The sequence below is a fragment of the Pseudomonas sp. ABFPK genome (assembly GCF_001586765.1).
Lineage (GTDB): Bacteria > Pseudomonadota > Gammaproteobacteria > Pseudomonadales > Pseudomonadaceae > Aquipseudomonas > Aquipseudomonas asiatica.
Genome location: NZ_LQXW01000067.1, coordinates 80,012 through 104,582, shown reverse-complemented (window position 1 = coordinate 104,582; position 24,571 = coordinate 80,012). Strand labels below are relative to the sequence as shown.

The following is a 24,571-nucleotide window of genomic DNA, read 5'->3' as shown; positions in this document are numbered from 1 at the left end:
CAGGTTCGCTTCCCGCCCGTAACAACGCGGATACGGGGACAGCGGCAGTCACTCTGCGGCGTAACAGACCACGCCGTGTGGCTTCGACATAAGGTGACCGAGTATGGATGACCAAGGACGCAACCCTTCCTCCAGCAAGCCTATCCTGTATGTGCTCGATACCAACGTCCTGATTCACGACCCCAACGCGTTACTGAACTTCGAGGAGCACCATGTCGCCATCCCGATGACGGTGCTGGAGGAACTCGACAAGCTCAAGACCGGCAAACAGACCATCGCCGCCGAATGCCGCCAGGCCATTCGCCTGATCGACCAGACCCTTGGTGACGCCTCGCCCAGCGATGTCGAGCAGGGCGTGCCGATCCAGCGTGGCAAGAGCGGACCCAAGGGCTTCCTGTCCATCCTGATGACTCCGCGCAACGAGCCGAACAAGCTGCTGCCGGAAAACCTCAACGACAACATCATCATCAACCAGTTGCTCGAAGTACGGGCCCGGCGCACCGACCTGGACGTTGTGCTGGTCACCAAAGACATCAACATGCGCCTGAAGGCACGTGCCTGTGGCATCGCGGCCGAGGACTACAGCACCGACCAACTGGTCGATGACGTGTCATTGCTGTCCAAGGGCTACCATTCGGTCACCGGCTCGTTCTGGGACCGGGTGAGCAAGGTCGATACCCGCCAGGAGCGCGGCCGCACCTGGCACCGCGTGCAGTTGATCGACAACCTGCCGGCGGTTCACGTCAACGAGTTCATCATCGATGAACAGGGCTTCGTAGGCTGGATCAAGGGTATCCGCAACGACGAACTGCTGTTGCTGGACCTGCATCAGGAACCGCTGCTGCACCAGGAAGCCTGGGGCTTGAAACCGCGGGACATCCACCAGAGCCTGGCGTTGTTCGCCCTGCTTGACCCGGATATCCACCTGGTCAACCTGACCGGCGCCGCCGGTTCCGGCAAGACCATCCTGGCCCTGGCCGCAGCCATCGAACAGACCATGGTTAGCAAGCGCTACCGGCGCATCATCGCCACCCGCAGTGTGCAGGGGCTGGACCAGGAGATCGGCTTCCTGCCGGGCACCGAGGCCGAGAAGATGGAACCTTGGCTGGGCGCCATCACCGACAACCTCGAGGCCTTGCACATGGATGACGAAAGCACCCATGGCAGCGTCGAGTACATCCTCGAGCGCGTGCCGTTGCAGTTCAAGTCGCTGAACTACATCCGTGGGCGTAGCTTCCAGCAGAGCCTGATCCTGATCGACGAGTGCCAGAACCTGACGCCGCACCAGATGAAAACCATCATCACCCGTGCCGGCTCCGGGTCCAAGGTGGTCTGCCTGGGCAACCTGGCGCAGATCGATACCCCCTACCTGTCCGCGACCAGCTCGGGCCTGACCTACCTGACCGAGCGCTTCAAGGACTTCCCCCATGGCGTGCACATCACCTTGCAGGGCGTGCCACGCTCGGTGCTGGCCGAGTATGCCGAGTCGCATCTGTAACCCTCTCCGCCGGGCGGTTCGCCGCCCGGCTCTTTCGCGGGCACGGTTGACGCACCCCTCTGCTCAAACCTGACTCACAGGTTTACACTGCGAGTTCCCTTCACAGGAGCAGAGCAGTGCTGACACATCTTGATTCCCAGGGGCGGGCCAACATGGTCGACGTCACTGAAAAGGCCGTGACCGAGCGTGAGGCCACCGCCGAGGCGCGGGTGCGCATGTTGCCGCAGACCTTGCAGATGATCGTCGACGGTGAACACCCCAAGGGCGACGTGTTCGCCGTGGCGCGCATTGCCGGGATCCAGGCGGCGAAGAAGACCAGCGAACTGATCCCGCTGTGCCACCCGCTGATGCTGACCAGCGTCAAGGTCGAACTGAGTGCCGAGGGGCAGGACGCCGTGCGTATCGTCGCCCGCTGCAAGCTGGCCGGGCAGACCGGTGTGGAGATGGAGGCGCTGACTGCCGCCAGCGTGGCTGCGCTGACGATCTATGACATGTGCAAGGCTGTGGATAAAGGTATGGTCATCGAGCAGGTGCGCCTGCTGGAAAAACTTGGCGGCAAAAGTGGCCACTACAAGGTGGAGGCGTGATGAAGGTCAAGGTGATGTACTTCGCCCGTTACCGCGAATTGTTGGGCGTGGATGCCGAGCGGGTGGAGGGTGCGTTCAAGGTGCTCGACGATGTGCGCCAGGCCTTGGTGGCCAAGGGTGGGCACTATGAAGTGCTGGCCGAGCAGAACCTGATGTGTGCGCGCAACGAAGAACTGTGCAAGCTCGATGAGCCGCTGGAAGAGGGCGATGAAGTGGCGTTCTTCCCGCCGGTGACCGGAGGCTGAACATGGCTGTGCGAGTCCAGGAAGGTGCGTTCGACCCGGGAGCCGAGACCAATGCCATGCACGCGGCCAATGTCGGTGTGGGCGCGGTGGTCGGTTTTGTCGGCTACGTGCGGGATTTCAACGATGGCCGCGAGGTGGCGGGGATGTTCCTCGAGCACTATCCGGGCATGACCGAAAAGGCCTTGGCCAAGATCGTGGTGGAGGCAGAGCAGCGCTGGCCGTTGCTCAAGGTGGAGGTGCTGCACCGCATCGGTGCGCTCGAGCCGGGTGAGCCGATCGTGTTCGTCGGCGTGGCCAGTGCCCATCGGCAGGCGGCGTTCGATGCCTGCAACTTCATCATGGACTATCTGAAGACGCGGGCGCCGTTCTGGAAGAAGGAAAATACCCAGGAAGGGGCACGGTGGGTGGAAGGGAAGCAGAGTGATCAGGATGCGGCGGAGCGCTGGTAGATCCTTGTTTGATGGCCGGGGCGAAGCCCCGGTTCGCGGGTGAACCCGCTCCCACAGGTGCATCACAGGTTTTGAAAGCTGTGCAGTACCTGTGGGAGCGGGTTTACCCGCGAAGAGGCCGGCACAGGTCAATGATGCTTGCGCGGCACCGGCTTCAGCAGCTCATCCGGCGGCATTTCACACTTGATCTTGCGCCCCAGCAGCTCTTCGATCGCTGGCAGCTGGTACGAGTCATCCTCACCGGCAAAGCTGATCGACACACCACTGGTGCCAGCACGGCCTGTCCGGCCAATGCGGTGCACGTAGTCGTCCGGGTCTTCCGGCAGGGTGAAGTTGATCACGTGGCTGATGCCATCGATGTGAATGCCACGCCCCGCCACGTCGGTGGCCACCAGCACGGTGATGCGCCCTTCGCGGAAGTTCTCCAGGGTACGGATACGCTTGTGCTGCGGCACGTCACCCGACAACTGCGCGGCATTGATGCCGTCGCGCACCAGTTTTTCCTCGATGCGCCGCACTTCGTCCTTGCGGTTGGCGAACACCATCACCCGTTCCCACTTGTTCTGGGTCACCAGGTTGTACAGCAGCTTGTACTTGTCGCTGCCGGCCACCGCATAGACGTGCTGCTCCACCGTTTCGCTGGCAACGTTCTCCGGCTCGATCTCGACGATGGCCGGGTTGGTGGTCCACTGCTTGGCCAGGTTCATCACGTCGTCGGTGAAGGTGGCGGAGAACAGCAGGGTCTGGCGCTCGCTTTTCGGCGGCGTCTGGCGAATGATCTGGCGCACCTGGGGGATGAAGCCCATGTCGAGCATGCGGTCGGCTTCGTCCAGCACCATCACTTCGACCATGTCCAGGTGCACCTCACCGCGTTGGTTGAAGTCCAGCAGGCGCCCCGGAGTGGCCACCAGGATGTCGCAATGGCGCGCTTCCAGGGCCTTGAGCTGCTTGTCGAAGTCCATTCCGCCGACGAAGCTCATCACGTTCAGGCCGGTGTACTTGGTCAGGGCGATGGCGTCCTTGGCGATCTGTACCACCAGCTCTCGGGTGGGCGCGATGATCAGCGCACGTGGCTCGCCCATGTAGCGTTCCTTCGGCGGCGGCGTCTGCTGCAGCTGGGAAATGATCGAGATCAGGAACGCCGCAGTCTTGCCGGTACCGGTCTGGGCCCGGCCGATGGCGTCCTGACCGCGCAGGGTGTAACCCAGCACCTGTGCCTGGATCGGCGTGCAGTACGGGAAGCCCAGGTCGTGGATGGCATGCATCAGTTCGTTGGACAGCTTGAAGTCGTGGAAGCGGGTCTTGCCTTCCTGTGGCTCGACCACGAAGTCTTCCGGTTTCCACAGGCTGGCCTGCGGCTTGGGCTTGCGCTCGCGACGCGGTTTGTCCTTGGCCGGCTTGTCGGCGGCTGGCGTAACGGCGGCAGGCTGTTCGGCCCGGGGAGTGGGGGTGGCGCGTGGTGCGGCCGGTTTTTCCGCAGGCCGGGCCTCGCTGGCGGGTGCGGGCGCAGGCGGCGTCACGCTGGCAGCAGGAGCGACGGCCTGTGGCGCGGCGTCTCCCTTGCCGAAAATTTTCTTGAGTGCCTTGAGCACGATCGTCTCATCAACTGGTTAAGGAATGTACGCCGGGCAGTGTAATGCAAGATTCAGGCGCGGCGTAGTGGAATAGCCTTACAACTACAGACAGCCCTGGCTTATTGCAATTGCTTGCTCAGCCAGTCGTGGATGTCGCTCAACTCTTCCACCACCACTTCGTGTTCCATCGGGTATTCGTGCCAGCGGGCGGCAACGCCCCAGGTATTGAGGTACTCGAAGGCGGTGCGGCCCATGGAAGGGATCACCACCGGGTCGTGCACACCATGCAGGCACAGGGCCGGGGTGCGTTGCTGGCAGGCGCTCAACTGGTGCTGGTCGTTGAAGGTGGGGGCGTAGGTGGACAAGGCGATCACGCCACCCAGCGCTTCTTGCCACTTTATATAGGCAGTGTGCAGTACCACCGCGCCACCCTGGGAGAAGCCAGCCAGGAAAATCCGCGACAGGCTGATGCCTTTGGCCTGCTCGGCCTTGATCAGGCTAATGACCTGTTCGGCCGATTCCTCCAGCTGCGCCTCGTCGATGGCGCGAGCCGGGGTCATGGCCTTGATGTCGTACCAGCTGGGCATGGCGTAGCCGCCGTTGATGGTTACCGGGCGGGTGGGAGCCTGGGGCATGACGAAACGGGTGCTGAGCAGGCGTTCCTGCATGAATTCGGCCACTGGTAGGAAGTCGTAACGGTCGGCACCCAGGCCGTGCAACCAGATCACACAAGCGTCTGCGGTTTTCTGCGGTTCGAGAATCAGCGGGTTGGTCATGACTGCTCCGAAAGTGTGCGGGTCTTGTTATGGCGTGCGTGAAAAGAAGGCGCTGGAAATGATTGTCGGAAAAAGAATGTCGCAACGATACAACTTTCCCTACTTGACGAGCGCTTAAACGCTACAGCCGCAAATTTTGGTACGCGCTTTGCAATTCACCCAATGATGCAAAGGGCAGGCCGTGACGGTAACACCCTTTGCACGCGAAGGCTGTCACAGAACAGTCCATTGCGCCATTGACCCAATAACAAGCCAATACGGGTCGGATACGCCTCAAAAGGGTGCGGTGCAATTCCGGCTCGATACAACAAGAGCGATTTGGAGGTTGTGAATGAAGATGTTGAAAACCACCCTGGCAGTCCTGACCGCTGCCGCCGCGCTGGGCGCCGTGAGCAACGCCCAGGCCGGCGCCACCCTGGATGCGGTAAAGAAGAAGGGCTTCGTCCAGTGTGGCGTGAGCGACGGTCTTCCAGGCTTCTCGGTACCTGATGCGCAGGGCAAGATCGTTGGTATCGACGCCGACGTGTGCCGCGCCGTAGCCGCCGCTGTATTCGGCGACGCGACCAAGGTCAAGTTCAGCCAGCTCAACGCCAAGGAACGCTTCACCGCACTGCAGTCGGGCGAAGTCGACGTACTGTCGCGCAACACCACCTGGACCAGCTCGCGTGATGCCGGAATGGGCCTGGTGTTCGCCGGTGTTACCTACTATGACGGCGTCGGCTTCCTGGTCAACAAGAAACTCGGTGTTTCCAGCGCCAAGGAGCTTGATGGCGCGACCATCTGCATCCAGGCCGGTACCACCACCGAGCTGAATGTCTCGGACTTCTTCCGCGCCAATGGTCTGAAGTACACGCCGATCACTTTCGATACCTCCGACGAAAGCGCCAAGTCGCTTGAGTCCGGCCGTTGCGACGTGCTGACCTCGGACAAGTCGCAGCTGTTCGCCCAACGCTCCAAGCTGGCCGCGCCGACCGAATACGTGGTACTGCCGGAAACCATCTCCAAGGAGCCGCTGGGCCCGGTAGTGCGCAAAGGCGATGAGGAGTGGTTCAGCATCGTCAAGTGGACCCTGTTCGCCATGCTCAACGCCGAAGAGGCAGGCATCACCTCGAAGAACGTCGAGGCCGAGGCCAAAGGCACCAAGAACCCGGACGTTGCTCGCCTGCTGGGTGCGGACGGCGAGTATGGCAAGGACCTCAAGCTGCCCAAGGACTGGGTAGTGCAGATCGTCAAGCAAGTCGGCAACTATGGCGAAGTGTTCGAGAAGAACCTGGGCCAGGGCACCGACCTGAAGATCGACCGTGGCATGAACGCCCTGTGGAACAACGGCGGCATCCAGTACGCGCCACCTGTGCGCTGATGGCTGCACCCTGCGGCGGCATCCCGCCGCCGCAGGCTGTTCGGAACCCTACTTTCCGGGGCACTTCATGCAAAATCGAATCGGCGCACAAAAGGGTTTATCCCTGAGCGATCCACGTGTGCGCGCGTGGCTGTTCCAGATTCTCACGATAGTCTTCGTGGTCGGTCTGGGCTGGTATCTGTTCCACAACACGCAAACCAACCTGCAACACCGGGGTATCACCTCGGGCTTCGACTTTCTCGACCGCAGTGCCGGCTTCGGCATCGCCCAGCACCTGATCCCCTACGTGGAATCAGACAGCTATGCGCGGGTGTTCGTCATCGGCCTGCTCAACACCTTGCTGGTGACGTTCATCGGCGTGGTGCTGGCGACCATCCTTGGCTTCATCATCGGTGTGGCGCGGTTGTCGCCGAACTGGATGATCAACAAGCTGGCGACCGTGTATGTGGAAACCTTCCGCAACATCCCGCCGTTGTTGCAGATCCTGTTCTGGTACTTCGCCGTGTTCCTGACCCTGCCGGGACCGCGGGGCAGCATCAATATCGACGACACCTTCTTCATCAGCAACCGTGGCCTGAACATGCCCGGCGCGTCCATGGCCGAAGGCTTCTGGCCGTTCGTCGTGGCCCTGGTCCTGGCGCTGCTGGCCATCGTGGTGATGGTGCGTTATGCCAACAAGCGCTTCGACGAGACGGGCGAGCCATTCCACAAGTTCTGGGTGGGGCTGGCGCTGTTCATCGCCATCCCAGGCGTTTGCGCACTGCTGTTCGGCAGCCCGGTGCACTGGGAAGTGCCGCAATTGAAAGGATTCAACTTCGTCGGTGGCTGGGTACTGATCCCCGAGCTGCTGGCGCTGACCCTGGCGTTGACCATCTACACCGCTGCGTTCATCGCCGAGATCGTGCGCTCCGGTATCCGTTCGGTCAGCCATGGCCAGACCGAGGCCGCGCGCTCACTGGGCCTGCGCGAGGGGCCGACCCTGCGCAAGGTGATCATCCCCCAGGCACTGCGGGTGATCATTCCGCCGCTGACCAGCCAGTACCTGAACCTGGCGAAGAACTCGTCGCTGGCGGCCGGTATCGGCTACCCGGAGATGGTCTCGCTGTTCGCCGGTACCGTGCTCAACCAGACCGGCCAGGCCATCGAGGTGATCGCCATCACCATGAGTGTCTATCTCGCCATCAGCATCAGCATTTCGCTGCTGATGAACTGGTACAACAAGCGCATTGCGCTGATCGAGCGGTGAGGATACGCCAGTGAATGCCCATGTTTTCAAACCCGACATGCCGCCACCGGTGAAAACCGTCGGCGTGCTCGCATGGATGCGTGCCAATCTGTTCTCCAGCTGGCTCAATACGCTGCTGACCCTGTTTGCCATCTACCTGGTCTGGCTGATCGTGCCGCCGCTGCTGCAGTGGGCGTTGCTTGATGCCAACTGGGTCGGCACCACCCGCGCCGACTGCACCAAGGAGGGCGCCTGCTGGGTGTTCGTGCAGCAGCGTTTCGGCCAGTTCATGTACGGCTACTACCCGGCCGAGTTGCGCTGGCGCGTGGACCTGACCGTGTGGCTTGCCGTGCTTGGCGCCGCCCCGCTGTTCATCAAACGCTTCCCACGCAAGGCCTTCTACGGCCTTGGCTTCCTGGTGGTGTACCCGCTGCTGGCCTACACCCTGCTGCACGGGGGCATGCTGGGCCTGGAAAGCGTACCTACCAGCCAGTGGGGCGGGCTGATGCTGACCCTGGTGATTGCCACCGTGGGCATTGTCGGCGCATTGCCGCTGGGAATCCTGCTGGCCCTGGGGCGGCGCTCGAAAATGCCTGCGGTGAAGGTGGTGTGCGTGACCTTCATCGAGTTCTGGCGCGGCGTGCCGCTGATCACCGTGCTGTTCATGTCATCGGTGATGCTGCCGTTGTTCCTGCCTGAGGGCATGAGCTTCGACAAGCTGCTGCGGGCGATGATCGGCGTGATCCTGTTCCAGTCGGCGTATATCGCCGAGGTGGTGCGTGGCGGCCTCCAGGCCATCCCCAAGGGCCAGTACGAAGCTGCCGCGGCCATGGGCCTTGGCTACTGGCGGGCGATGGGCCTGGTGATTCTGCCGCAGGCGCTCAAGCTGGTAATTCCCGGCATCGTCAACACCTTCATTGCCCTGTTCAAGGACACCAGCCTGGTGATCATCATCGGCCTGTTCGACCTGCTGAACAGCGTCAAGCAAGCTGCTGCCGACCCGGCCTGGCTGGGTATGGCTACCGAGGGCTACGTGTTCGCCGCCCTGGTGTTCTGGATTTTCTGTTTCGGTATGTCCCGCTACTCCATGCATCTGGAGCGCAAGCTGGACACTGGCCACAAGCGTTAGGAGTTTCGAAATGAGTGAAGCGATCAAGCAGCCTGCCGGCCCCGAAGGCATCATCCAGATGCAGGGCGTGAACAAGTGGTACGGCCAGTTCCATGTGCTCAAGGACATCAACCTGAACGTGCGCCAGGGCGAGCGCATCGTGCTGTGCGGGCCGTCCGGCTCTGGCAAGTCCACCACCATCCGTTGCCTCAACCGCCTTGAAGAGCACCAGCAGGGGCGCATCGTGGTCGATGGTGTGGAGCTGACCAACGACCTCAAGCAGATCGAGGCCATCCGCCGCGAAGTGGGCATGGTGTTCCAGCACTTCAACCTGTTCCCGCACCTGAGCATCCTGGAAAACTGCACCCTGGCGCCGATGTGGGTGCGCAAGATGCCGCGGCGCAAGGCCGAGGAAATCGCCATGCACTACCTGGAGCGGGTGCGTATTCCGGAGCAGGCGCACAAGTACCCGGGGCAGTTGTCCGGTGGTCAGCAGCAGCGTGTGGCGATTGCCCGCGCGTTGTGCATGAAACCGAAGATCATGCTGTTCGACGAACCGACCTCGGCGCTGGACCCGGAAATGGTCAAGGAAGTGCTCGATACCATGGTGGGCCTGGCCGAGGACGGCATGACCATGCTCTGCGTGACCCACGAGATGGGCTTTGCCCGGACCGTGGCGAACCGGGTGATCTTCATGGACAAGGGCGAGATCGTCGAGCAGGCGGCGCCGGATGACTTCTTCGACCGGCCACGCAGTGACCGGACCAAGTTGTTCCTGAGCCAGATCCTGCATTGATGTAGCCGGGGGCCGCTTTGCGGCCCATTCGCAGCACAAGGCTGCTCCTACAAGGGAAATGCGATCTCCTGTAGGAGCAGCCTTGTGCTGCGAATGGGCTGCGAAGCAGCCCCCCAGAGACCAGATCGCAGCCTTACTTCTCTTCCTTTGCGACTGCCGGCGCCGGTGGTGGCCGCAGGCCCACCTCGGCGATCAGCTTCAACTGCTGCCCATTGCGCATCACCTCGATGGTGATCTTCTCGTTGGGCTTGATCCGCGCCACCTGGTTCATCGACTTGCGCCCGTCACCGGCCGGCTCGCCGTTGATGCTCAGGATCACGTCACCCAGCTGCAGCCCGGCCTTTGCCGCCGGCCCTTCGCGGAAGATGCCCGCCACCACGATGCCCGGGCGGTCCTTCATGCCGAACGATTCGGCCAGTTCCTGGCTCAGTGGCTGTACTTCGATGCCCAGCCAGCCACGGATCACCTGGCCGTGCTCGATGATCGACTTCATCACCTCCAGTGCCAGTTTCACCGGGATGGCGAAGCCGATACCTTGCGAACCGCCGGACTTGGAGAAGATCGCCGTGTTGATGCCGATCAGGTTGCCGTTGGCATCCACAAGCGCACCGCCGGAGTTACCCGGGTTGATCGCCGCGTCGGTCTGGATGAAATCTTCGTAGTTGTTCAGGCCCAGCTGGTTGCGGCCAGTGGCGCTGATGATGCCCATGGTCACGGTCTGGCCGACCCCGAACGGGTTGCCGATGGCCAGCGACACGTCGCCGATGTGAATGTTGTCGGAGCGGCCGATGGTGATTGCCGGCAGGCTCTTCAGGTCTATCTTCAGCACCGCCAGGTCGGTTTCCGGGTCGCTGCCGATGACCCGGGCCAATGTCTCGCGGCCATCCTTCAGGGCCACGACGATCTGGTCGGCGCCGCTGGTGACATGGTTGTTGGTCAGCAGGTAGCCTTCGGGGCTCATGATCACCGCCGAGCCCAGGCTCGACTCCCAGCGGCGCTGCTTGGGCAGGTTGTCGCCGAAGAAACGGCGGAACTGCGGGTCTTCGAACAGCGGGTGGGCGCTCTTGTTCACCACCTTGGTGGTGTACAGGTTGACCACCGCCGGGGCGGCCAGGGTCACGGCGTCGGCGTAGGATACCGGGCCCTGCATGATCCGCGTGGTCTGCGGTGCCTGCTGCAGGTTGACGTCCTGGCTGGGCAGGCCGACCCACTCCGGGAAGCGCTGGATGATCAGCATGGCGATCAGTACGCCGGTAAGCAGGGGCCAGCCAAAATAACGCAAAGCCTTGAACATGAATGAATCCTGGAAATAGCCGGGGACGATGACCGTGCGGTGGGCATGAGCGCGCGCGATCATACACCGGTTCCCCCAGTGCCGGCGACGGCCCATAATGGCCGGCATTATACGGGCGTTGCATGGGCGTTGTGCCCGAGAAAAACGCAGATTTCGAGGAGATTTTCATGGCCGTCGCTCTGAACACCCTGGTCGAGGAAGCCGAGCGTTACCTGGGCAGCGCGAAGATCCAGGATTATTGCCCCAACGGCCTGCAGGTCGAAGGCCGGCCGCAGGTCAGCCGCATCGTCAGCGGCGTTACCGCCAGCCAGGCGTTGCTGGATGCGGCAGTCGAAGCCGAGGCCGACCTGGTGCTGGTGCACCATGGCTACTTCTGGAAGGGAGAGAACCCTTGCGTCACCGGCATCCGGCAGCGCCGGCTGAAAACCCTGTTGAACAACGACATCAGTCTGCTGGCGTTCCACCTGCCGCTGGACGTGCACCCGGACGTGGGCAACAACGTGCAACTGGCGCGGCAACTGGACATCACCGTCGAAGGGCCGCTGGACCCGGAGAACCCCAAGGTGGTCGGCCTGGTCGGCTCGCTGGCCGAGCCGATGACTGCGCTCGACTTCGCCCGGCGAGTGCGGGAGGTTCTGGGGCGTGAGCCTTTGCTGGTAGAGGGTGAGCAGATGATCCGGCGGGTCGGCTGGTGCACCGGAGGCGGGCAGGGCTACATCGACACGGCGATCGCGGCCGGGGTGGACCTGTACCTGACCGGCGAGGCGTCGGAGCAGACCTACCATAGTGCCCGCGAGAATGGCGTCAGCTTCATTGCCGCCGGGCACCATGCCACCGAGCGGTATGGGGTGCAGGCGCTGGGTGATTACCTGGCGCGGCGCTTTGCCGTGGAGCACCTGTTCATCGATTGCCCGAACCCGATCTGACATCGGCGTCGCCTTCTTCGCGGATACAGTGTTGATGGCGCGGTCCCTGTAGGAGCAGCCTTGTGCTGCGAAGAGGCCAGTGAGGCAAAAGAGCTTTTTGGGCAGTAACGGCCTCTTCGCAGCACAAGGCTGCTCCTACAGATCCTGTGCATGTCCAGAGACCAATACCGGGCCTGCCAGCCCAAACCCCCAGTCATATCGTTAGACTTTTTCGATCTAGCCAGCCTCCTAAATAGAAGCAGCCGCTGTGATAAAGTGGCTCGCTCGAACACGGCCCGCAGGCCGTCCATAAGATCGTTTTTCGTGAGTAGCCATGGTCGACAAACTGACGCACTTGAAACAGCTGGAGGCGGAGAGCATCCACATCATCCGCGAGGTGGCCGCCGAGTTCGACAACCCGGTGATGCTGTACTCGATCGGCAAGGACTCCGCCGTGATGCTGCACCTGGCGCGCAAGGCCTTTTTCCCAGGCAAGTTGCCGTTCCCGGTGATGCACGTCGACACCCAGTGGAAATTCCAGGAGATGTACAGCTTCCGCGACAAGATGGTCGAGGAAATGGGCCTGGAGCTGATCACCCACGTCAACCCCGAGGGTGTGGCGCAGGGCATCAACCCGTTCACCCATGGCAGCTCCAAGCACACCGACATCATGAAGACCCAGGGCCTGAAGCAGGCGCTGGACAAGCATGGTTTCGATGCCGCCTTCGGTGGTGCGCGCCGCGACGAAGAGAAGTCGCGGGCCAAGGAGCGCGTGTACTCGTTCCGTGACAGCAAGCACCGCTGGGACCCGAAGAACCAGCGCCCGGAACTGTGGAACGTGTACAACGGCAAGGTCAACAAGGGCGAGTCGATCCGCGTCTTCCCGCTGTCGAACTGGACCGAGCTGGACATCTGGCAGTACATCTACCTCGAAGGCATCCCGATCGTGCCGCTGTACTTCGCCGCCGAGCGTGAAGTCATCGAGAAGAACGGCACCCTGATCATGATCGACGACGAGCGCATCCTCGAACATCTTACCGATGAAGAGAAAGCGCGCATCGTCAAGAAAAAGGTGCGTTTCCGTACCCTTGGCTGCTACCCGTTGACGGGTGCTGTCGAGTCGGAAGCCGAGACGCTCACCGACATCATTCAGGAAATGCTCCTGACGCGCACTTCCGAGCGCCAGGGCCGAGTCATCGACCACGATGGCGCCGGTTCCATGGAAGACAAGAAACGTCAGGGCTACTTCTAATTTTCAGGGTTACTCCATGTCGCACCAATCCGATTTGATCAGCGAAGACATCCTCGCTTATCTGGCTCAGCACGAGCGCAAAGAACTGCTGCGTTTTCTCACCTGCGGCAACGTGGATGACGGCAAGAGCACCCTGATCGGGCGCTTGCTGCATGACTCGAAGATGATCTACGAGGACCACCTCGAGGCCATCACTCGCGATTCGAAAAAGGTCGGCACCACCGGCGAGGAAGTCGACCTGGCGCTGCTGGTCGACGGTCTGCAGGCCGAGCGCGAGCAGGGCATCACCATCGATGTCGCCTACCGCTATTTCTCCACCGCCAAGCGCAAGTTCATCATTGCCGACACCCCGGGCCACGAGCAGTACACCCGCAACATGGCTACCGGCGCGTCCACCTGCGACCTGGCGATCATCCTGGTCGATGCCCGCTACGGCGTGCAGACCCAGACTCGCCGCCACAGCTACATTGCCTCGCTGCTGGGCATCAAGCACATCGTCGTCGCGGTCAACAAGATGGACCTCAAAGGCTTCGACCAGGGCGTGTTCGAGTCGATCAAGGCCGACTACCTGAAGTTCGCCGAAGCCATTAACCTGGTGCCGAGCAGCCTGCACTTCGTGCCGATGTCGGCGCTCAAGGGCGACAACGTGGTCAACCACAGCGAGCGTTCGCCGTGGTACGCCGGCCCGACGCTGATGGAAATCCTCGAAACCGTCGAAGTGTCGGCCGACCGCAACTTCACCGACCTGCGCTTCCCGGTGCAGTACGTCAACCGTCCGAACCTGAACTTCCGTGGCTTCGCCGGCACCATCGCCAGCGGCGTGGTGCACAAGGGCGACGAAATCGTCGTGCTGCCGTCGGGCAAGAGCAGCCGCGTCAAGTCCATCGTCACCTACGAAGGCGAGCTGGAAAACGCAGGCCCTGGCCAGGCCGTGACCCTGACCATGGAAGACGAGATCGACATCTCCCGTGGCGACCTGCTGGTGCATGCCGACAACGTCCCGCCGGTCACCGACCAGTTCGACGCCATGCTGGTGTGGATGGCCGAGGAGCCGATGCTCCCGGGCAAGAAATACGACATCAAGCGCGCCACCAGCTACGTGCCGGGCTCGATTGCCAGCATCACCCACAAGGTCGATGTGAACACCCTGGAGCAGGGCGCTGCCAGCGCGCTGCAGCTGAACGAGATCGGCCGCGTCAAGGTGTCCCTGGACGCCTCGATCGCCCTGGACGGTTACGAAAGCAACCGCACCACCGGTGCGTTCATCGTCATCGACCGGCTGACCAACGGCACGGTCGGCGCCGGCATGATCATCGCCCCGCCAGTCCTGCCGCACGGCAGCACCGGCCATCATGGCAAGCTGTGCCATGTGGCCACCGAAGAGCGCGCCCTGCGCTTCGGCCAGCAGCCTGCCACCGTGCTGTTCAGTGGCCTGTCCGGCGCTGGCAAGAGCACCCTGGCCTACGCCGTGGAGCGCAAGCTGTTCGACATGGGCCGTGCAGTGTACGTGCTCGACGGCCAGAACCTGCGCCATGACCTGAACAAGGGCTTGCCGCAGGACCGCGCAGGCCGCACCGAGAACTGGCGCCGCGCTGCCCATGTGGCGCGCCAGTTCAACGAAGCCGGTCTGCTGACTCTGGCCGCGTTCGTGGCCCCGGATGCAGAAGGCCGCGAACAGGCCAAGGCATTGATCGGCAAGGAGCGCCTGGTGACCGTTTACGTCCAGGCCTCGCCGCTGGCCTGCCGTGAGCGTGACCCGCAAGGCTTGTACGCTGCTGGTGGCGACAACATCCCGGGCGAAAGCTTCCCGTACGATGTGCCGCTGGATGCCGACCTTGTGATCGATACCCAGGCCACGAGCGTGGATGAGGGCGTGAAGCAGGTGCTGGACGTGCTGCGTCAGCGTGGCGCGATCTAAGCGCTAGCCTGCAAGGAAAACCCCGCCTCGGCGGGGTTTTTTGTTTCTATGCCCGGCATACATGCGCGGGTCTCTTGTGGGAGCGGCCTTGTGTCGCGAAAGGGCTGCACAGCAGCCCCCGGGTCTCAGCACTGACGCACAAATTGCTGGGGCTGCTGCGCAGCCCTTTCGCGACACAAGGCCGCTCCCACAAAGGATTGCGTGAGCTTTGGATTTTGAGCAAGGCAGTTGTTCCCGCATGGACTGTGCATGTCGTTCAGATGTGTTTTTCCGACACCGGTATCACCCGCCGTTCCTTCACTGCCTTGTAGGAAAAACTCGAGTAAATCTCCTTCACCCCCGGCAACCGTTGCAGCACTTCCCGGGTGAACTCGCCAAACGACTCCAAATCCCGCGCCAGGATCTCCAGCAAGAAGTCGTAGCGCCCGGAGATGTTGTGGCAGGCGACAATCTCGGGAATTTCCATCAGCCGCTGTTCGAATGCCAGTGCCATGTCCTTGGTGTGCGAGTCCATCATGATGCTGACGAACGCGGTGACGCCAAACCCCAGTGACTTGGGCGAGAGGATGGCCTGGTAGCCGGTGATGTAGCCGTTGTCCTCCAGCAACTTGACCCGCCGCCAGCATGGCGAGGTGGTCAACGCTACCTGGTCGGCAAGTTCGGCAACGGTGAGGCGGGCGTTGTCCTGCAGGGCAGCGAGCAGGGCGCGGTCGGTGCGGTCGAGGCGTGAAGGCATGTTTTGCCCTCCTGGTCCGGTAATTATTATTTTTGTTCCAACAAGCACGCGTATGCGTGGGCCATTTTGGAAAAAATCGGGCAGCTCGGTGGCATAAGCTTATAGCAAACCACAAGAGGCTGTTGCCATGCGCGACTCCCATAACAACACCGGTTTTTCCACGCGGGCCATTCACCATGGCTACGATCCGCTGTCCCACGGTGGCGCCTTGGTGCCGCCGGTGTACCAGACCGCTACTTATGCCTTCCCCACAGTCGAATACGGTGCTGCTTGCTTCGCCGGGGAGGAGCCGGGGCATTTCTACAGCCGCATTTCCAACCCTACCTTGGCCCTGCTGGAACAGCGCATGGCCTCGCTGGAGGGTGGCGAGGCAGGGCTGGCATTGGCGTCGGGCATGGGGGCCATCACCTCGACGATCTGGACCCTGTTGCGCCCTGGTGATGAGCTGATCGTCGGGCGAACTTTGTACGGCTGCACTTTTGCTTTCCTGCACCATGGCATTGGCGAATTCGGGGTGAAGATCCGCCATGTCGACCTGAACGATGCCAAGGCCCTGAAAGGGGCGATCAACAGCAAAACACGGATGATCTACTTCGAAACGCCGGCCAACCCCAACATGCAGCTGGTGGATATCGCCGCGGTGGCCGAGGCGGTACGCGGGCATGATGTGCATGTCGTGGTCGACAACACCTACTGCACGCCCTACCTGCAGCGGCCGCTGGAGCTGGGGGCGGACCTGGTGGTGCATTCGGCGACCAAGTACCTCAGTGGCCACGGTGATATCACTGCCGGGCTGGTGGTGGGGCGTAAGGCGCTGGTCGACCGCATTCGCCTGGAAGGGCTGAAGGACATGACCGGGGCGGTGCTGTCAACCCACGATGCGGCGCTGCTGATGCGCGGTATCAAGACCTTGGCCCTGCGCATGGACCGCCATTGCGCAAATGCCCAGCAGGTGGCCGAAGTTTTGGCGCGGCAGCCGCAGGTGGAGCTGATTCACTACCCGGGTTTGCCGTCGTTTGCACAGTACGAGCTGGCGCAGCGGCAGATGCGTTTGCCGGGCGGGATGATCGCCTTCGAGTTAAAGGGGGGTATCGAGGCCGGGCGCAGGTTCATGAATGCCTTGCAACTGTTTGCGCGGGCGGTGAGCCTGGGCGATGCCGAGTCGCTGGCGCAGCATCCGGCGAGCATGACGCACTCCAGCTATACCGCGAAGGAGCGGGCGCATCACGGGATATCGGAGGGGCTGGTGCGCCTGTCGGTGGGGCTGGAGGACGAGGAGGACCTGCTGGCGGATGTCGAGCAGGCATTGCAGGCCTGCAGCTAGGTTGCCTGAGCCGACCTCTTCGCGGGTAAACCCGCTCCTACAGGTCAGGCGCAGTATTTGAAACCTGCGCCGCCCCTGTGGGAGCGGGTTCACCCGCGAAGAGGCCAGTGAATCCAGCCCATGAAAAAGGCCTCTTGCGAGGCCTTTGTCATTTTCTGCAGATCAGCGCTTGAGCCCGTAGCTCTCGTCGAGCATGCCCGGCGAGTTCGGCGCCTTCGGTGCGTAGTCACGCGGCACTTCGGCATCCTTCGGCGGGGTCAAGCGGTCGCGTGGGCCTTGCGCTGCCTCGGAGTGCAGGGCTGCCAGCAAGCGTTGGCGAGTGACGTCGTCCAGGGCCAGGCTGTTGGCGCCTTCGGCCAGGTGGTCCTGCACGTCCTGATAGCTTTGGGTCAGTTTCTTGACCAGCACGGCAGTGCTGTTGAAATGAGTAACCACTTCGTTCTGATAGCTGTCGAAGCGCTTCTGGATATCATCCAGTTGACGCTGGGTGCTGCTCGGCGCGGCATTGGGCAGCAGGCGAGCGACGACGAACCCAACCACCACGCCGATGACCAGGGCCAGGGTCGGCAACAACCAAACAAGGAGCGAGAGTTCCACGAGTCCTTCCTCTATAAACGGCTTTGCTTTACGTTAACGGCTCAGACCTGCGCTGTATACCGCGAGCGATCGCAAATCAGAACAGAATTCCTCATCTAGACGAATCGACCCCTTCCGAGGTCACGGAGTAGTGCCTTGCTTGTCCGCGAAACCCCCTTGTTCATCGATGGCCCCTGCGGCCAGCTGGAAGCCTTGTACCTGGACGTGGCCAATGCCCGTGGCGTGGTGCTGATCTGCCACCCCAACCCGGTCCAGGGCGGCACCATGCTCAACAAGGTGGTCTCGACCCTGCAGCGCACCGCCCGTGACGCCGGCTATGTGACCCTGCGTTTCAACTACCGTGGCGTCGGGCAGAGCGCCGGCAGTCATGACATGGGCGCTGGCGAAGTGGCCGATGCCGAGGCCGCTGCGGCCTGGCTGCGCGAAAAGCACCTGGGCCTGCCGCTGGTGCTGATGGGTTTCTCGTTCGGCGGCTTCGTCGCCACCAGCCTGGCCGGCCGCCTGGAGGCCACTGGAGTAGAGCTGCAGCAGCTGTTCATGATCGCCCCTGCGGTCATGCGCCTGACGGCGGATTTCCCGCTGCCGCAGCGCTGCCCGATCACCGTGGTGCAGCCTGACGCCGACGAAGTCGTCGCGCCGCAGCTGGTTTACGAATGGTCCGACAGCCTGTCGCGCCCCCATGAGCTGCTGAAAGTGGCAGAATGCGGACACTTCTTCCATGGCAAGCTGACCGATCTGAAGGATCTGCTGCTGCCGCGCCTTTCGAACTGAGCCAAGCCTGAATAAGCGAACACCCATGACCACGCGCATTCTCACCGGTATCACCACCACCGGCACTCCGCACCTGGGCAACTACGCCGGCGCCATCCGCCCGGCGATCCGTGCCAGCCAGCAGCCCGGTGTCGACTCGTTCTACTTCCTGGCCGACTACCACGCCCTGATCAAGTGCGACGACCCGCTGCGTATCCAGCGTTCGCGTCTGGAAATTGCCGCCACCTGGCTGGCTGGCGGTCTCGATCCGGACAAGGTGACCTTCTACCGCCAGTCCGATATCCCGGAAATCCCCGAGCTGACCTGGCTGCTGACCTGCGTCAGCGCCAAGGGCCTGCTCAACCGTGCACACGCCTACAAGGCCTCGGTGGACAAGAACCTGGAAAATGGCGAGGACCCGGATGCCGGCGTGACCATGGGCCTGTACAGCTACCCGGTGCTGATGGCTGCGGACATCCTGATGTTCAACGCCAACAAGGTGCCGGTCGGTCGTGACCAGATCCAGCACGTGGAAATGGCCCGCGACATCGGTCAGCGCTTCAACCACCTGTTCGGCCAGGGCAAGGACTTCTTCGCCCTGCCGGAAGCGGTGATCGAGGAGAGCGTGGCGACCCTGCCGGGCCTGGACGGGCGCAAGATGTCCAAGAGCTACGACAACACCATCCCGCTATTCACCAGCGCCAAGGAGATGAAAGACGCCATCTCGCGCATCGTCACCGACTCGCGTGCGCCTGGCGAGGCGAAAGACCCGGACAACGCTCACCTGTTCACCCTGTTCCAGGCCTTCTCGACGCCGGCGCAGTGCGCCGAGTTCCGTGAAGAGCTGCTGCAGGGCCTGGGCTGGGGCGAGGCCAAGCAGCGGCTGTTCCAGCTGCTGGACGGCCAGCTGGCCGAGAAGCGCGAGTACTACCACCAGCTGATCGCCCGTCCGGCGGACCTGGAAGACATCCTGCTGGCCGGCGCTGCCAAGGCTCGCAAGATCGCCACGCCATTCCTCGAGCAGCTGCGCGAGGCCGTTGGCCTGCGTTCGTTCCGTAGCAGCGTGCAGGCCAGCACCGAAGTGAAGAAGAAGGCCGCCAAGAGTGCGCGTTTCGTCAGCTTCCGCGATGAAGACGGCAGCTTCCGCTTCCGCCTGCTTGCCGCTGATGGCGAGCAACTGCTGCTGTCGCGCAGCTTCGCCGACGGCAAGAGCGCCGGCGCCGTGAGCAAGCAGCTGCAGCAAGGTGGCGAGGCGGATGTACGCGTCGAAGGCCTAGGTTTCGGTCTGTGGCTGAACGGTGAACAGGTTGCCGACGGGCCGCAGTTCGACAGCGCCGAAGCCCGTGATTCGGCCATCGAAAGCCTGCGTGCAGCGCTTGCGCCACAACCGGACTGAGGCATTTCGCCTGTAGGAGCGGGTTTACCCGCGAACACCGGCAAAGCCGGTGCCATCCAGCACTTAGTTGGTGTGGATGAGGCATATTGACGCAAGTCTGATTGCCATTAAGCGGGCCTGTCGCTACAGTGACGGCCCGTTTTTTGTTGCCTCGCTAACGAATCATGACGCCCCTAGAACGATATCAAGCAGATCTGAAACGTCCCGACTTCTTCCATGACGCGGCGCAGGAAACTGCGGTGCGTCACCTGCAGCGCCTGTACGATGACCTGGTACACGCGCAGAACAACAAGCCGGGCGTGTTCGGCAAGCTGTTCGGCAAAAAGGAGCAGACCCCGGTCAAGGGCCTGTACTTCTGGGGTGGGGTAGGGCGCGGCAAGACCTACCTGGTCGATACCTTCTTCGAGGCGCTGCCGTTCAAGCAGAAGATGCGCACGCACTTCCACCGCTTCATGAAGCGTGTGCACGAGGAAATGAAAACCCTCAAGGGCGAGAAGAACCCGCTGACCATCATTGCCAAGCGCTTCAGCGAAGAAGCCAAGGTCATCTGTTTCGACGAATTCTTCGTATCGGACATTACCGACGCGATGATCCTCGGTACCCTGATGGAAGAGTTGTTCAAGAACGGCGTATCGCTGGTGGCTACCTCCAACATCGTGCCGGACGGTCTGTACAAGGACGGCCTGCAGCGCGCGCGCTTCCTGCCGGCCATCGCCATGATCAAGCAGTACACCGAGGTGGTGAACGTCGACAGCGGGGTCGACTACCGCCTGCGTCACCTGGAGCAGGCCGAGCTTTACCATTACCCGCTCGATGAAGCGGCTCACCAGAGCCTGCGCGCAAGCTTCAAGGCACTGACCCCCGAGTGCACCCAGGCGGTCCAGAACGACGTGCTGATGATCGAGAATCGCCCGATCAATGCCCTGCTTACCTGTGACGACGTGGCCTGGTTCGACTTCCGCGCCCTGTGCGACGGCCCCCGCAGCCAGAACGACTACATCGAACTGGGCAAGATCTTCCATGCCGTGCTGTTGAGCAACGTGGAACAGATGGGGGTCACCACCGACGACATCGCCCGCCGCTTCATCAACATGGTGGACGAGTTCTACGACCGCAACGTCAAGCTGATCATCTCGGCCGAGGTGGAGCTGAAGGACCTGTATACCGGTGGGCGCTTGGCCTTCGAGTTCCAGCGCACCCTGAGCCGCTTGCTGGAGATGCAGTCGCACGAGTTCCTGGCGCGGGCGCACAAGCCTTGAAATTGCCGGGGCCGCTTTGCGGCCCTTTCGCGACACAAGGCCGCTCCTACAGGATTACGCGATTCCCTGTAGGAGCGGCCTTGTGTCGCGATGGGCTGCAGGGCAGCCCCATTGGCCTCAAGCCTCTTGCATGAACTGTTGCCGATACTGGTTCGGCGACAACTCGGTATGCTGGCGGAACAGCCGCGCAAAGAAACTGGCATCGTCATAGCCCACCTCATAACTGATGGTCTTGATGCTCTTGCGCGTGCTCGACAACAAGCCCTTGGCCGTCTCGATCCTCAACCGTTGCAGGTAGTGCAGCGGCTTGTCACCCGTAGCGCTCTGGAAACGCCGCATGAAATTGCGAATGCTCATGCCGTGGTTGCGAGCCACGTCCTCGAAGCGGAACTTGTCGGCGAAGTGTTCTTCCAGCCAGTGCTGTATCTGCAGGATGATCAGGTCCTGATGCAGCTTCTGCCCGCCAAAGCCCATGCGTCCCGGGGTGTAGTTGCGCTGCACTTCGTAGAGGATGTCGCGGGACACGGCGCGGGCCACGTTGGCGCCGCAGAAGCGTTCGATCAGATAGATGTACAGGTCGCAGGCTGAAGTGGTCCCGCCGGCGCAATAGAGGTTGTCTGCATCAGTCAGATGCTTGTCCTGGTTCAGCCGGATCTTCGGGAAGCGTTCGGCAAAGCTGTTGAAGAAGCGCCAGTAGGTGGTCGCTTCCTTGCCATCGAGCAGGCCGGACTCGGCCAGCCAGAATACGCCACTGGCCTCGGCGCACAGCACCGAGCCGCGGGCATGCTGTTCACGCAGCCACGGCAGTACCTGTGGATAACGTTGCAGCAGGTTGTCGAAGTCATCCCAGAAGGCCGGGAGGATGATCACGTCGGCGTCGTCAAGGCCGCCTTCGACCGGCAACTGCACATTGCTGAAGCTGTCCACGGGCTGGCCGTCCGGGCTTACCAGGCGAATCTCGAACATGGGCTGCAGGCCCAGGCCCAGTTGCTTGCTGTAGCGCAAGCTGGCGAGGTGGAAGAAATCCTTGGCCTGCATCAAGGTCGAAGCGAACACCTTGTCAATGGCCAGGATGCTGACGCGCCGCAGCGACGCGGAGGGTTGGGTAAACATCATTGTCATTGTTCTTATAGGGTAGAGTGGTCAATCACCGGCTGGATCGTCTTATTTTTTGGCGATTGTGTCTAGCCTGTGCAGCAGAGGGGCAGAGCCAACCGGTAGGAGCAGCCTTGTGCTGCGAAGAGGCCATTGCTGCCACAGGCAACCTTCGGCCATACAGGCCTCTTCGCAGCACAAGGCTGCTCCTACAGGTGTCCCACAGGCCTCGAAGTGGGCACGGGGTCCGGCTCAAGGCGCCGGGTTCGGTTGCTCCTGGTGAATCGCCTCGATCGCCGCCAGCAGTTCATCACTCAGGCTCAGCTCGAGGCTGGCAAGGTTGCTGTCCAGCTGTTCGAGGCTGGTCGCGCCAATGATATTGCTGGTCACGAACGGCTGCCGGGTAACGAACGCCAGGGCCATCTGCGCCGGGTCCAGGCCGTGCTCGAGGGCCAGCTGCACATAGCGGCTGCAGGCCGCCACGGTCTGTGGGTTGGAATAACGGGCAAAGCGGCTGAACAGGGTCAGGCGTGCGTTTTCCGGGCGTGCGCCGTTCTCGTATTTGCCGGAGAGCATGCCGAAAGCCAGCGGCGAATAGGCCAGCAGGCCGCATTGCTCGCGGATGGCCACTTCCGCAAGGCCCACCTCGAAGCTGCGGTTGAGCAGGTTGTAAGGGTTCTGGATCGATACCGCTCGCGGCCAGCCGCGGCTTTCAGCCAGTTGCAGGAACTTCATGGTGCCCCACGGCGTTTCGTTGGACAGGCCGATGTGACGGATCTTGCCCGCGCGTACCTGCTCGTCGAGCACTTCGAGGGTTTCTTCCAGCGGGGTGAAGTGGTCCTGTGGCAAATGCTGGTAGCCCAGCTTGCCAAAGAAGTTGGTGCTGCGCTCGGGCCAGTGCAGCTGGTACAGGTCGATGCGGTCGGTCTGCAGGCGCTTGAGACTCTCGTCCAGCGCCGCGACGATATGCTGGCGGTTGTGCTTGAGCTGGCCGTCGCGAATATGGCTGATGCCGTTGCCGGGGCCGGCGACCTTGCTGGCCAGCACCCAGTCATCGCGATCGCCATTGTCACGGAACCAGTTGCCTATGATGCGCTCGGTGGCGGCGTAGGTTTCGGGGCGCGGCGGCACCGGGTACATTTCGGCGGTGTCGATGAAGTTGACCCCGGCGGCCTTGGCCCGGGCAATCTGCTCGAAGGCCTCGGCCTGACTGTTCTGTTCGCCCCAGGTCATGGTTCCAAGGCACAGGGCGCTGACATTGAGGTCGGTACGGCCAAGCTGGCGGTATTCCATCGGATAGACACTCCTTGGCAAAGAAGCCCATCAAAGCAGGTTGAAATTTTTCGCGCAATCTGGATAATTCGGCACCTCTCCGTGTGGCGGAAGTGATGCACCACCACGCAGGAAGAACCCCGTCGAACATTGGCGTGCCTGACCCGAGCCCCCAAAAGCGTCAGCGTTCGGCTGCGCGCTTGCCCTTGGCAAGCTGTGCACTATCCAGTAAGATTCGCCGTCTATTTTTCGCTGGGCGGCCTCTGAGGCTTTAGAGAATGAAAACTTTTACTGCTAAACCGGAAACAGTAAAGCGCGAGTGGTTCGTAGTCGACGCCGCTGGCCAGACCCTGGGTCGTCTGGCTACCGAAATCGCTAGCCGTCTGCGTGGCAAACACAAGCCAGAATACACCCCTCACGTTGACACCGGCGACTACATCGTCGTTATCAACGCCGAGCAGGTTCGTGTGACTGGTGCCAAGTCTTCCGACAAGATGTACTACTCCCACTCCGGTTTCCCGGGCGGTATCAAGGAAATCAACTTCGAGAAGTTGATCGCCAAGGCCCCTGAGCGTGTTATCGAAACTGCGGTCAAAGGCATGCTGCCGAAGAACCCGCTGGGTCGCGACATGTACCGCAAGCTGAAAGTGTACGCGGGTGCTGCTCACCCACACACTGCTCAGCAGCCTCAAGAACTGAAGATCTAACGGGATAGTTCATTATGTCGGCGACTCAAAACTACGGCACTGGCCGTCGCAAGACCGCAACCGCTCGCGTATTCCTGCGTCCGGGTACTGGTAACATTTCCATCAACAACCGTTCTCTGGACGTGTTCTTCGGTCGCGAAACCGCTCGCATGGTTGTTCGTCAGCCGCTCGAGCTGACCGAAACCGTTGAGAAGTTCGACATCTACGTCACCGTTTCCGGTGGTGGTGTCAGCGGTCAAGCCGGTGCGATCCGTCACGGTATCACCCGCGCTCTGATGGAATACGACGAAACCCTGCGTGGCGCTCTGCGTCGTGCTGGCTACGTCACCCGCGACGCTCGTGAAGTCGAGCGTAAGAAAGTGGGTCTGCGTAAAGCGCGTAAGCGTCCTCAGTACTCCAAGCGTTAATACCGCTTCGGCAGTCGAAAAAAGCCCGGTTCTTTGGAACC

At 61.9% G+C, this 24,571-nt stretch carries 24 protein-coding genes; 17 read left to right on the top strand and 7 right to left on the bottom strand.

Features of this window, described 5'->3' with window-relative positions; translation table 11 throughout:
- Nucleotides 1-103 precede the first annotated feature (103 nt).
- From WM94_RS26080 to moaE, 4 genes are all read left to right on the top strand, one after another.
- Nucleotides 104-1,498, top strand: coding sequence for a PhoH family protein (locus WM94_RS26080; RefSeq protein WP_013974146.1), 1,395 nt, complete (start codon nucleotides 104-106; stop codon nucleotides 1,496-1,498).
- Nucleotides 1,499-1,614: 116 nt separating this feature from the next.
- Nucleotides 1,615-2,085 carry a cyclic pyranopterin monophosphate synthase MoaC gene (moaC, locus tag WM94_RS26075; protein WP_013974145.1) on the top strand — a complete coding sequence of 157 codons (471 nt, stop codon included), beginning with the start codon at nucleotides 1,615-1,617 and terminating at the stop codon, nucleotides 2,083-2,085.
- Nucleotides 2,085-2,330, top strand: coding sequence for a molybdopterin converting factor subunit 1 (moaD, locus tag WM94_RS26070; RefSeq protein WP_061552451.1), 246 nt, complete (start codon nucleotides 2,085-2,087; stop codon nucleotides 2,328-2,330). Before moaC ends, moaD begins: the two co-directional genes overlap by 1 nt.
- A gap of 2 nt (nucleotides 2,331-2,332) precedes the next feature.
- Nucleotides 2,333-2,779 (top strand): molybdopterin synthase catalytic subunit MoaE, encoded by a 447-nt coding sequence (gene moaE, locus WM94_RS26065; protein WP_013974144.1) that lies wholly within the window; start codon nucleotides 2,333-2,335, stop codon nucleotides 2,777-2,779.
- Between the two features lie 128 nt (nucleotides 2,780-2,907).
- Here moaE and rhlB read toward each other — a convergent pair whose 3' ends face one another.
- Both rhlB and WM94_RS26055 read right to left on the bottom strand, forming a co-directional pair.
- Entirely contained in the window at nucleotides 2,908-4,371 is a 1,464-nt protein-coding gene (gene rhlB, locus WM94_RS26060; protein WP_039613012.1) for an ATP-dependent RNA helicase RhlB, read from the bottom strand.
- A gap of 101 nt (nucleotides 4,372-4,472) precedes the next feature.
- Entirely contained in the window at nucleotides 4,473-5,129 is a 657-nt protein-coding gene (locus WM94_RS26055) for an alpha/beta hydrolase (protein WP_013974142.1), read from the bottom strand.
- Nucleotides 5,130-5,460: 331 nt separating this feature from the next.
- Between WM94_RS26055 and WM94_RS26050 the strand changes: the two genes are divergently transcribed.
- The 4 genes from WM94_RS26050 to WM94_RS26035 all read left to right on the top strand — a co-directional run bounded on the left by WM94_RS26050 (nucleotide 5,461) and on the right by WM94_RS26035 (nucleotide 9,618).
- Nucleotides 5,461-6,489, top strand: coding sequence for an amino acid ABC transporter substrate-binding protein (locus tag WM94_RS26050; protein WP_015271736.1), 1,029 nt, complete (start codon nucleotides 5,461-5,463; stop codon nucleotides 6,487-6,489).
- Nucleotides 6,490-6,556: 67 nt separating this feature from the next.
- Nucleotides 6,557-7,735: an amino acid ABC transporter permease gene (locus WM94_RS26045; protein ID WP_015271735.1), complete on the top strand. Its 1,179-nt coding sequence runs from the start codon at nucleotides 6,557-6,559 to the stop codon at nucleotides 7,733-7,735.
- A gap of 10 nt (nucleotides 7,736-7,745) precedes the next feature.
- Nucleotides 7,746-8,843, top strand: a complete 1,098-nt coding sequence (locus WM94_RS26040) for an amino acid ABC transporter permease (RefSeq protein WP_013974139.1) — start codon at nucleotides 7,746-7,748, stop codon at nucleotides 8,841-8,843.
- 10 nt (nucleotides 8,844-8,853) lie between these two features.
- Complete coding sequence (locus WM94_RS26035; RefSeq protein ID WP_003251792.1) at nucleotides 8,854-9,618, top strand: amino acid ABC transporter ATP-binding protein; 765 nt, start codon at nucleotides 8,854-8,856, stop codon at nucleotides 9,616-9,618.
- Nucleotides 9,619-9,751: 133 nt separating this feature from the next.
- On the opposite strand, the gene algW is transcribed toward WM94_RS26035, so the two are convergent.
- Nucleotides 9,752-10,912 carry a Do family serine endopeptidase AlgW gene (algW, locus tag WM94_RS26030; protein ID WP_015271734.1) on the bottom strand — a complete coding sequence of 387 codons (1,161 nt, stop codon included), beginning with the start codon at nucleotides 10,910-10,912 and terminating at the stop codon, nucleotides 9,752-9,754.
- Between the two features lie 167 nt (nucleotides 10,913-11,079).
- Here algW and WM94_RS26025 point away from each other — a divergent pair, with 167 nt between their 5' ends.
- The 3 genes from WM94_RS26025 to cysN all read left to right on the top strand — a co-directional run bounded on the left by WM94_RS26025 (nucleotide 11,080) and on the right by cysN (nucleotide 14,987).
- Nucleotides 11,080-11,838, top strand: a complete 759-nt coding sequence (locus WM94_RS26025; protein ID WP_015271733.1) for a Nif3-like dinuclear metal center hexameric protein — start codon at nucleotides 11,080-11,082, stop codon at nucleotides 11,836-11,838.
- A gap of 313 nt (nucleotides 11,839-12,151) precedes the next feature.
- Nucleotides 12,152-13,069 carry a sulfate adenylyltransferase subunit CysD gene (cysD, locus tag WM94_RS26020; RefSeq protein WP_013974136.1) on the top strand — a complete coding sequence of 306 codons (918 nt, stop codon included), beginning with the start codon at nucleotides 12,152-12,154 and terminating at the stop codon, nucleotides 13,067-13,069.
- A 16-nt stretch (nucleotides 13,070-13,085) separates the two neighbouring features.
- Complete coding sequence (gene cysN, locus WM94_RS26015) at nucleotides 13,086-14,987, top strand: sulfate adenylyltransferase subunit CysN (protein WP_054573306.1); 1,902 nt, start codon at nucleotides 13,086-13,088, stop codon at nucleotides 14,985-14,987.
- Nucleotides 14,988-15,243: 256 nt separating this feature from the next.
- Here cysN and WM94_RS26010 read toward each other — a convergent pair whose 3' ends face one another.
- Nucleotides 15,244-15,723 carry an Lrp/AsnC family transcriptional regulator gene (locus WM94_RS26010; protein ID WP_013974134.1) on the bottom strand — a complete coding sequence of 160 codons (480 nt, stop codon included), beginning with the start codon at nucleotides 15,721-15,723 and terminating at the stop codon, nucleotides 15,244-15,246.
- Between the two features lie 127 nt (nucleotides 15,724-15,850).
- Here WM94_RS26010 and WM94_RS26005 point away from each other — a divergent pair, with 127 nt between their 5' ends.
- Complete coding sequence (locus tag WM94_RS26005; RefSeq protein WP_061552450.1) at nucleotides 15,851-17,047, top strand: methionine gamma-lyase; 1,197 nt, start codon at nucleotides 15,851-15,853, stop codon at nucleotides 17,045-17,047.
- 162 nt (nucleotides 17,048-17,209) lie between these two features.
- Here the strand turns inward: WM94_RS26005 and WM94_RS26000 are convergent, their stop codons facing one another.
- On the bottom strand, nucleotides 17,210-17,644 hold the full coding sequence (locus WM94_RS26000; RefSeq protein ID WP_003257164.1) for a YhcB family protein: 435 nt from the start codon (nucleotides 17,642-17,644) through the stop codon (nucleotides 17,210-17,212).
- 135 nt (nucleotides 17,645-17,779) lie between these two features.
- Between WM94_RS26000 and WM94_RS25995 the strand changes: the two genes are divergently transcribed.
- From WM94_RS25995 to zapE, 3 genes are all read left to right on the top strand, one after another.
- A complete protein-coding gene (locus WM94_RS25995; protein ID WP_061552449.1) occupies nucleotides 17,780-18,415 on the top strand; it encodes an alpha/beta hydrolase in 636 nt (211 codons plus the stop codon).
- Between the two features lie 25 nt (nucleotides 18,416-18,440).
- Nucleotides 18,441-19,790, top strand: coding sequence for a tryptophan--tRNA ligase (locus WM94_RS25990; RefSeq protein ID WP_025340563.1), 1,350 nt, complete (start codon nucleotides 18,441-18,443; stop codon nucleotides 19,788-19,790).
- A 164-nt stretch (nucleotides 19,791-19,954) separates the two neighbouring features.
- Complete coding sequence (zapE, locus tag WM94_RS25985; protein ID WP_013974130.1) at nucleotides 19,955-21,049, top strand: cell division protein ZapE; 1,095 nt, start codon at nucleotides 19,955-19,957, stop codon at nucleotides 21,047-21,049.
- Between the two features lie 117 nt (nucleotides 21,050-21,166).
- Here zapE and WM94_RS25980 read toward each other — a convergent pair whose 3' ends face one another.
- Both WM94_RS25980 and WM94_RS25975 read right to left on the bottom strand, forming a co-directional pair.
- Nucleotides 21,167-22,087: a GlxA family transcriptional regulator gene (locus tag WM94_RS25980; RefSeq protein WP_169774643.1), complete on the bottom strand. Its 921-nt coding sequence runs from the start codon at nucleotides 22,085-22,087 to the stop codon at nucleotides 21,167-21,169.
- Nucleotides 22,088-22,396: 309 nt separating this feature from the next.
- Nucleotides 22,397-23,437: an NADP(H)-dependent aldo-keto reductase gene (locus tag WM94_RS25975; RefSeq protein WP_061552448.1), complete on the bottom strand. Its 1,041-nt coding sequence runs from the start codon at nucleotides 23,435-23,437 to the stop codon at nucleotides 22,397-22,399.
- A 257-nt stretch (nucleotides 23,438-23,694) separates the two neighbouring features.
- Here WM94_RS25975 and rplM point away from each other — a divergent pair, with 257 nt between their 5' ends.
- Together rplM and rpsI are read left to right on the top strand one after the other, a co-directional pair.
- Nucleotides 23,695-24,123 (top strand): 50S ribosomal protein L13, encoded by a 429-nt coding sequence (gene rplM / locus WM94_RS25970; RefSeq protein WP_003260798.1) that lies wholly within the window; start codon nucleotides 23,695-23,697, stop codon nucleotides 24,121-24,123.
- Between the two features lie 14 nt (nucleotides 24,124-24,137).
- Nucleotides 24,138-24,530, top strand: coding sequence for a 30S ribosomal protein S9 (gene rpsI, locus WM94_RS25965; protein ID WP_003260797.1), 393 nt, complete (start codon nucleotides 24,138-24,140; stop codon nucleotides 24,528-24,530).
- The last annotated feature ends 41 nt before the right edge of the window (nucleotides 24,531-24,571 follow it).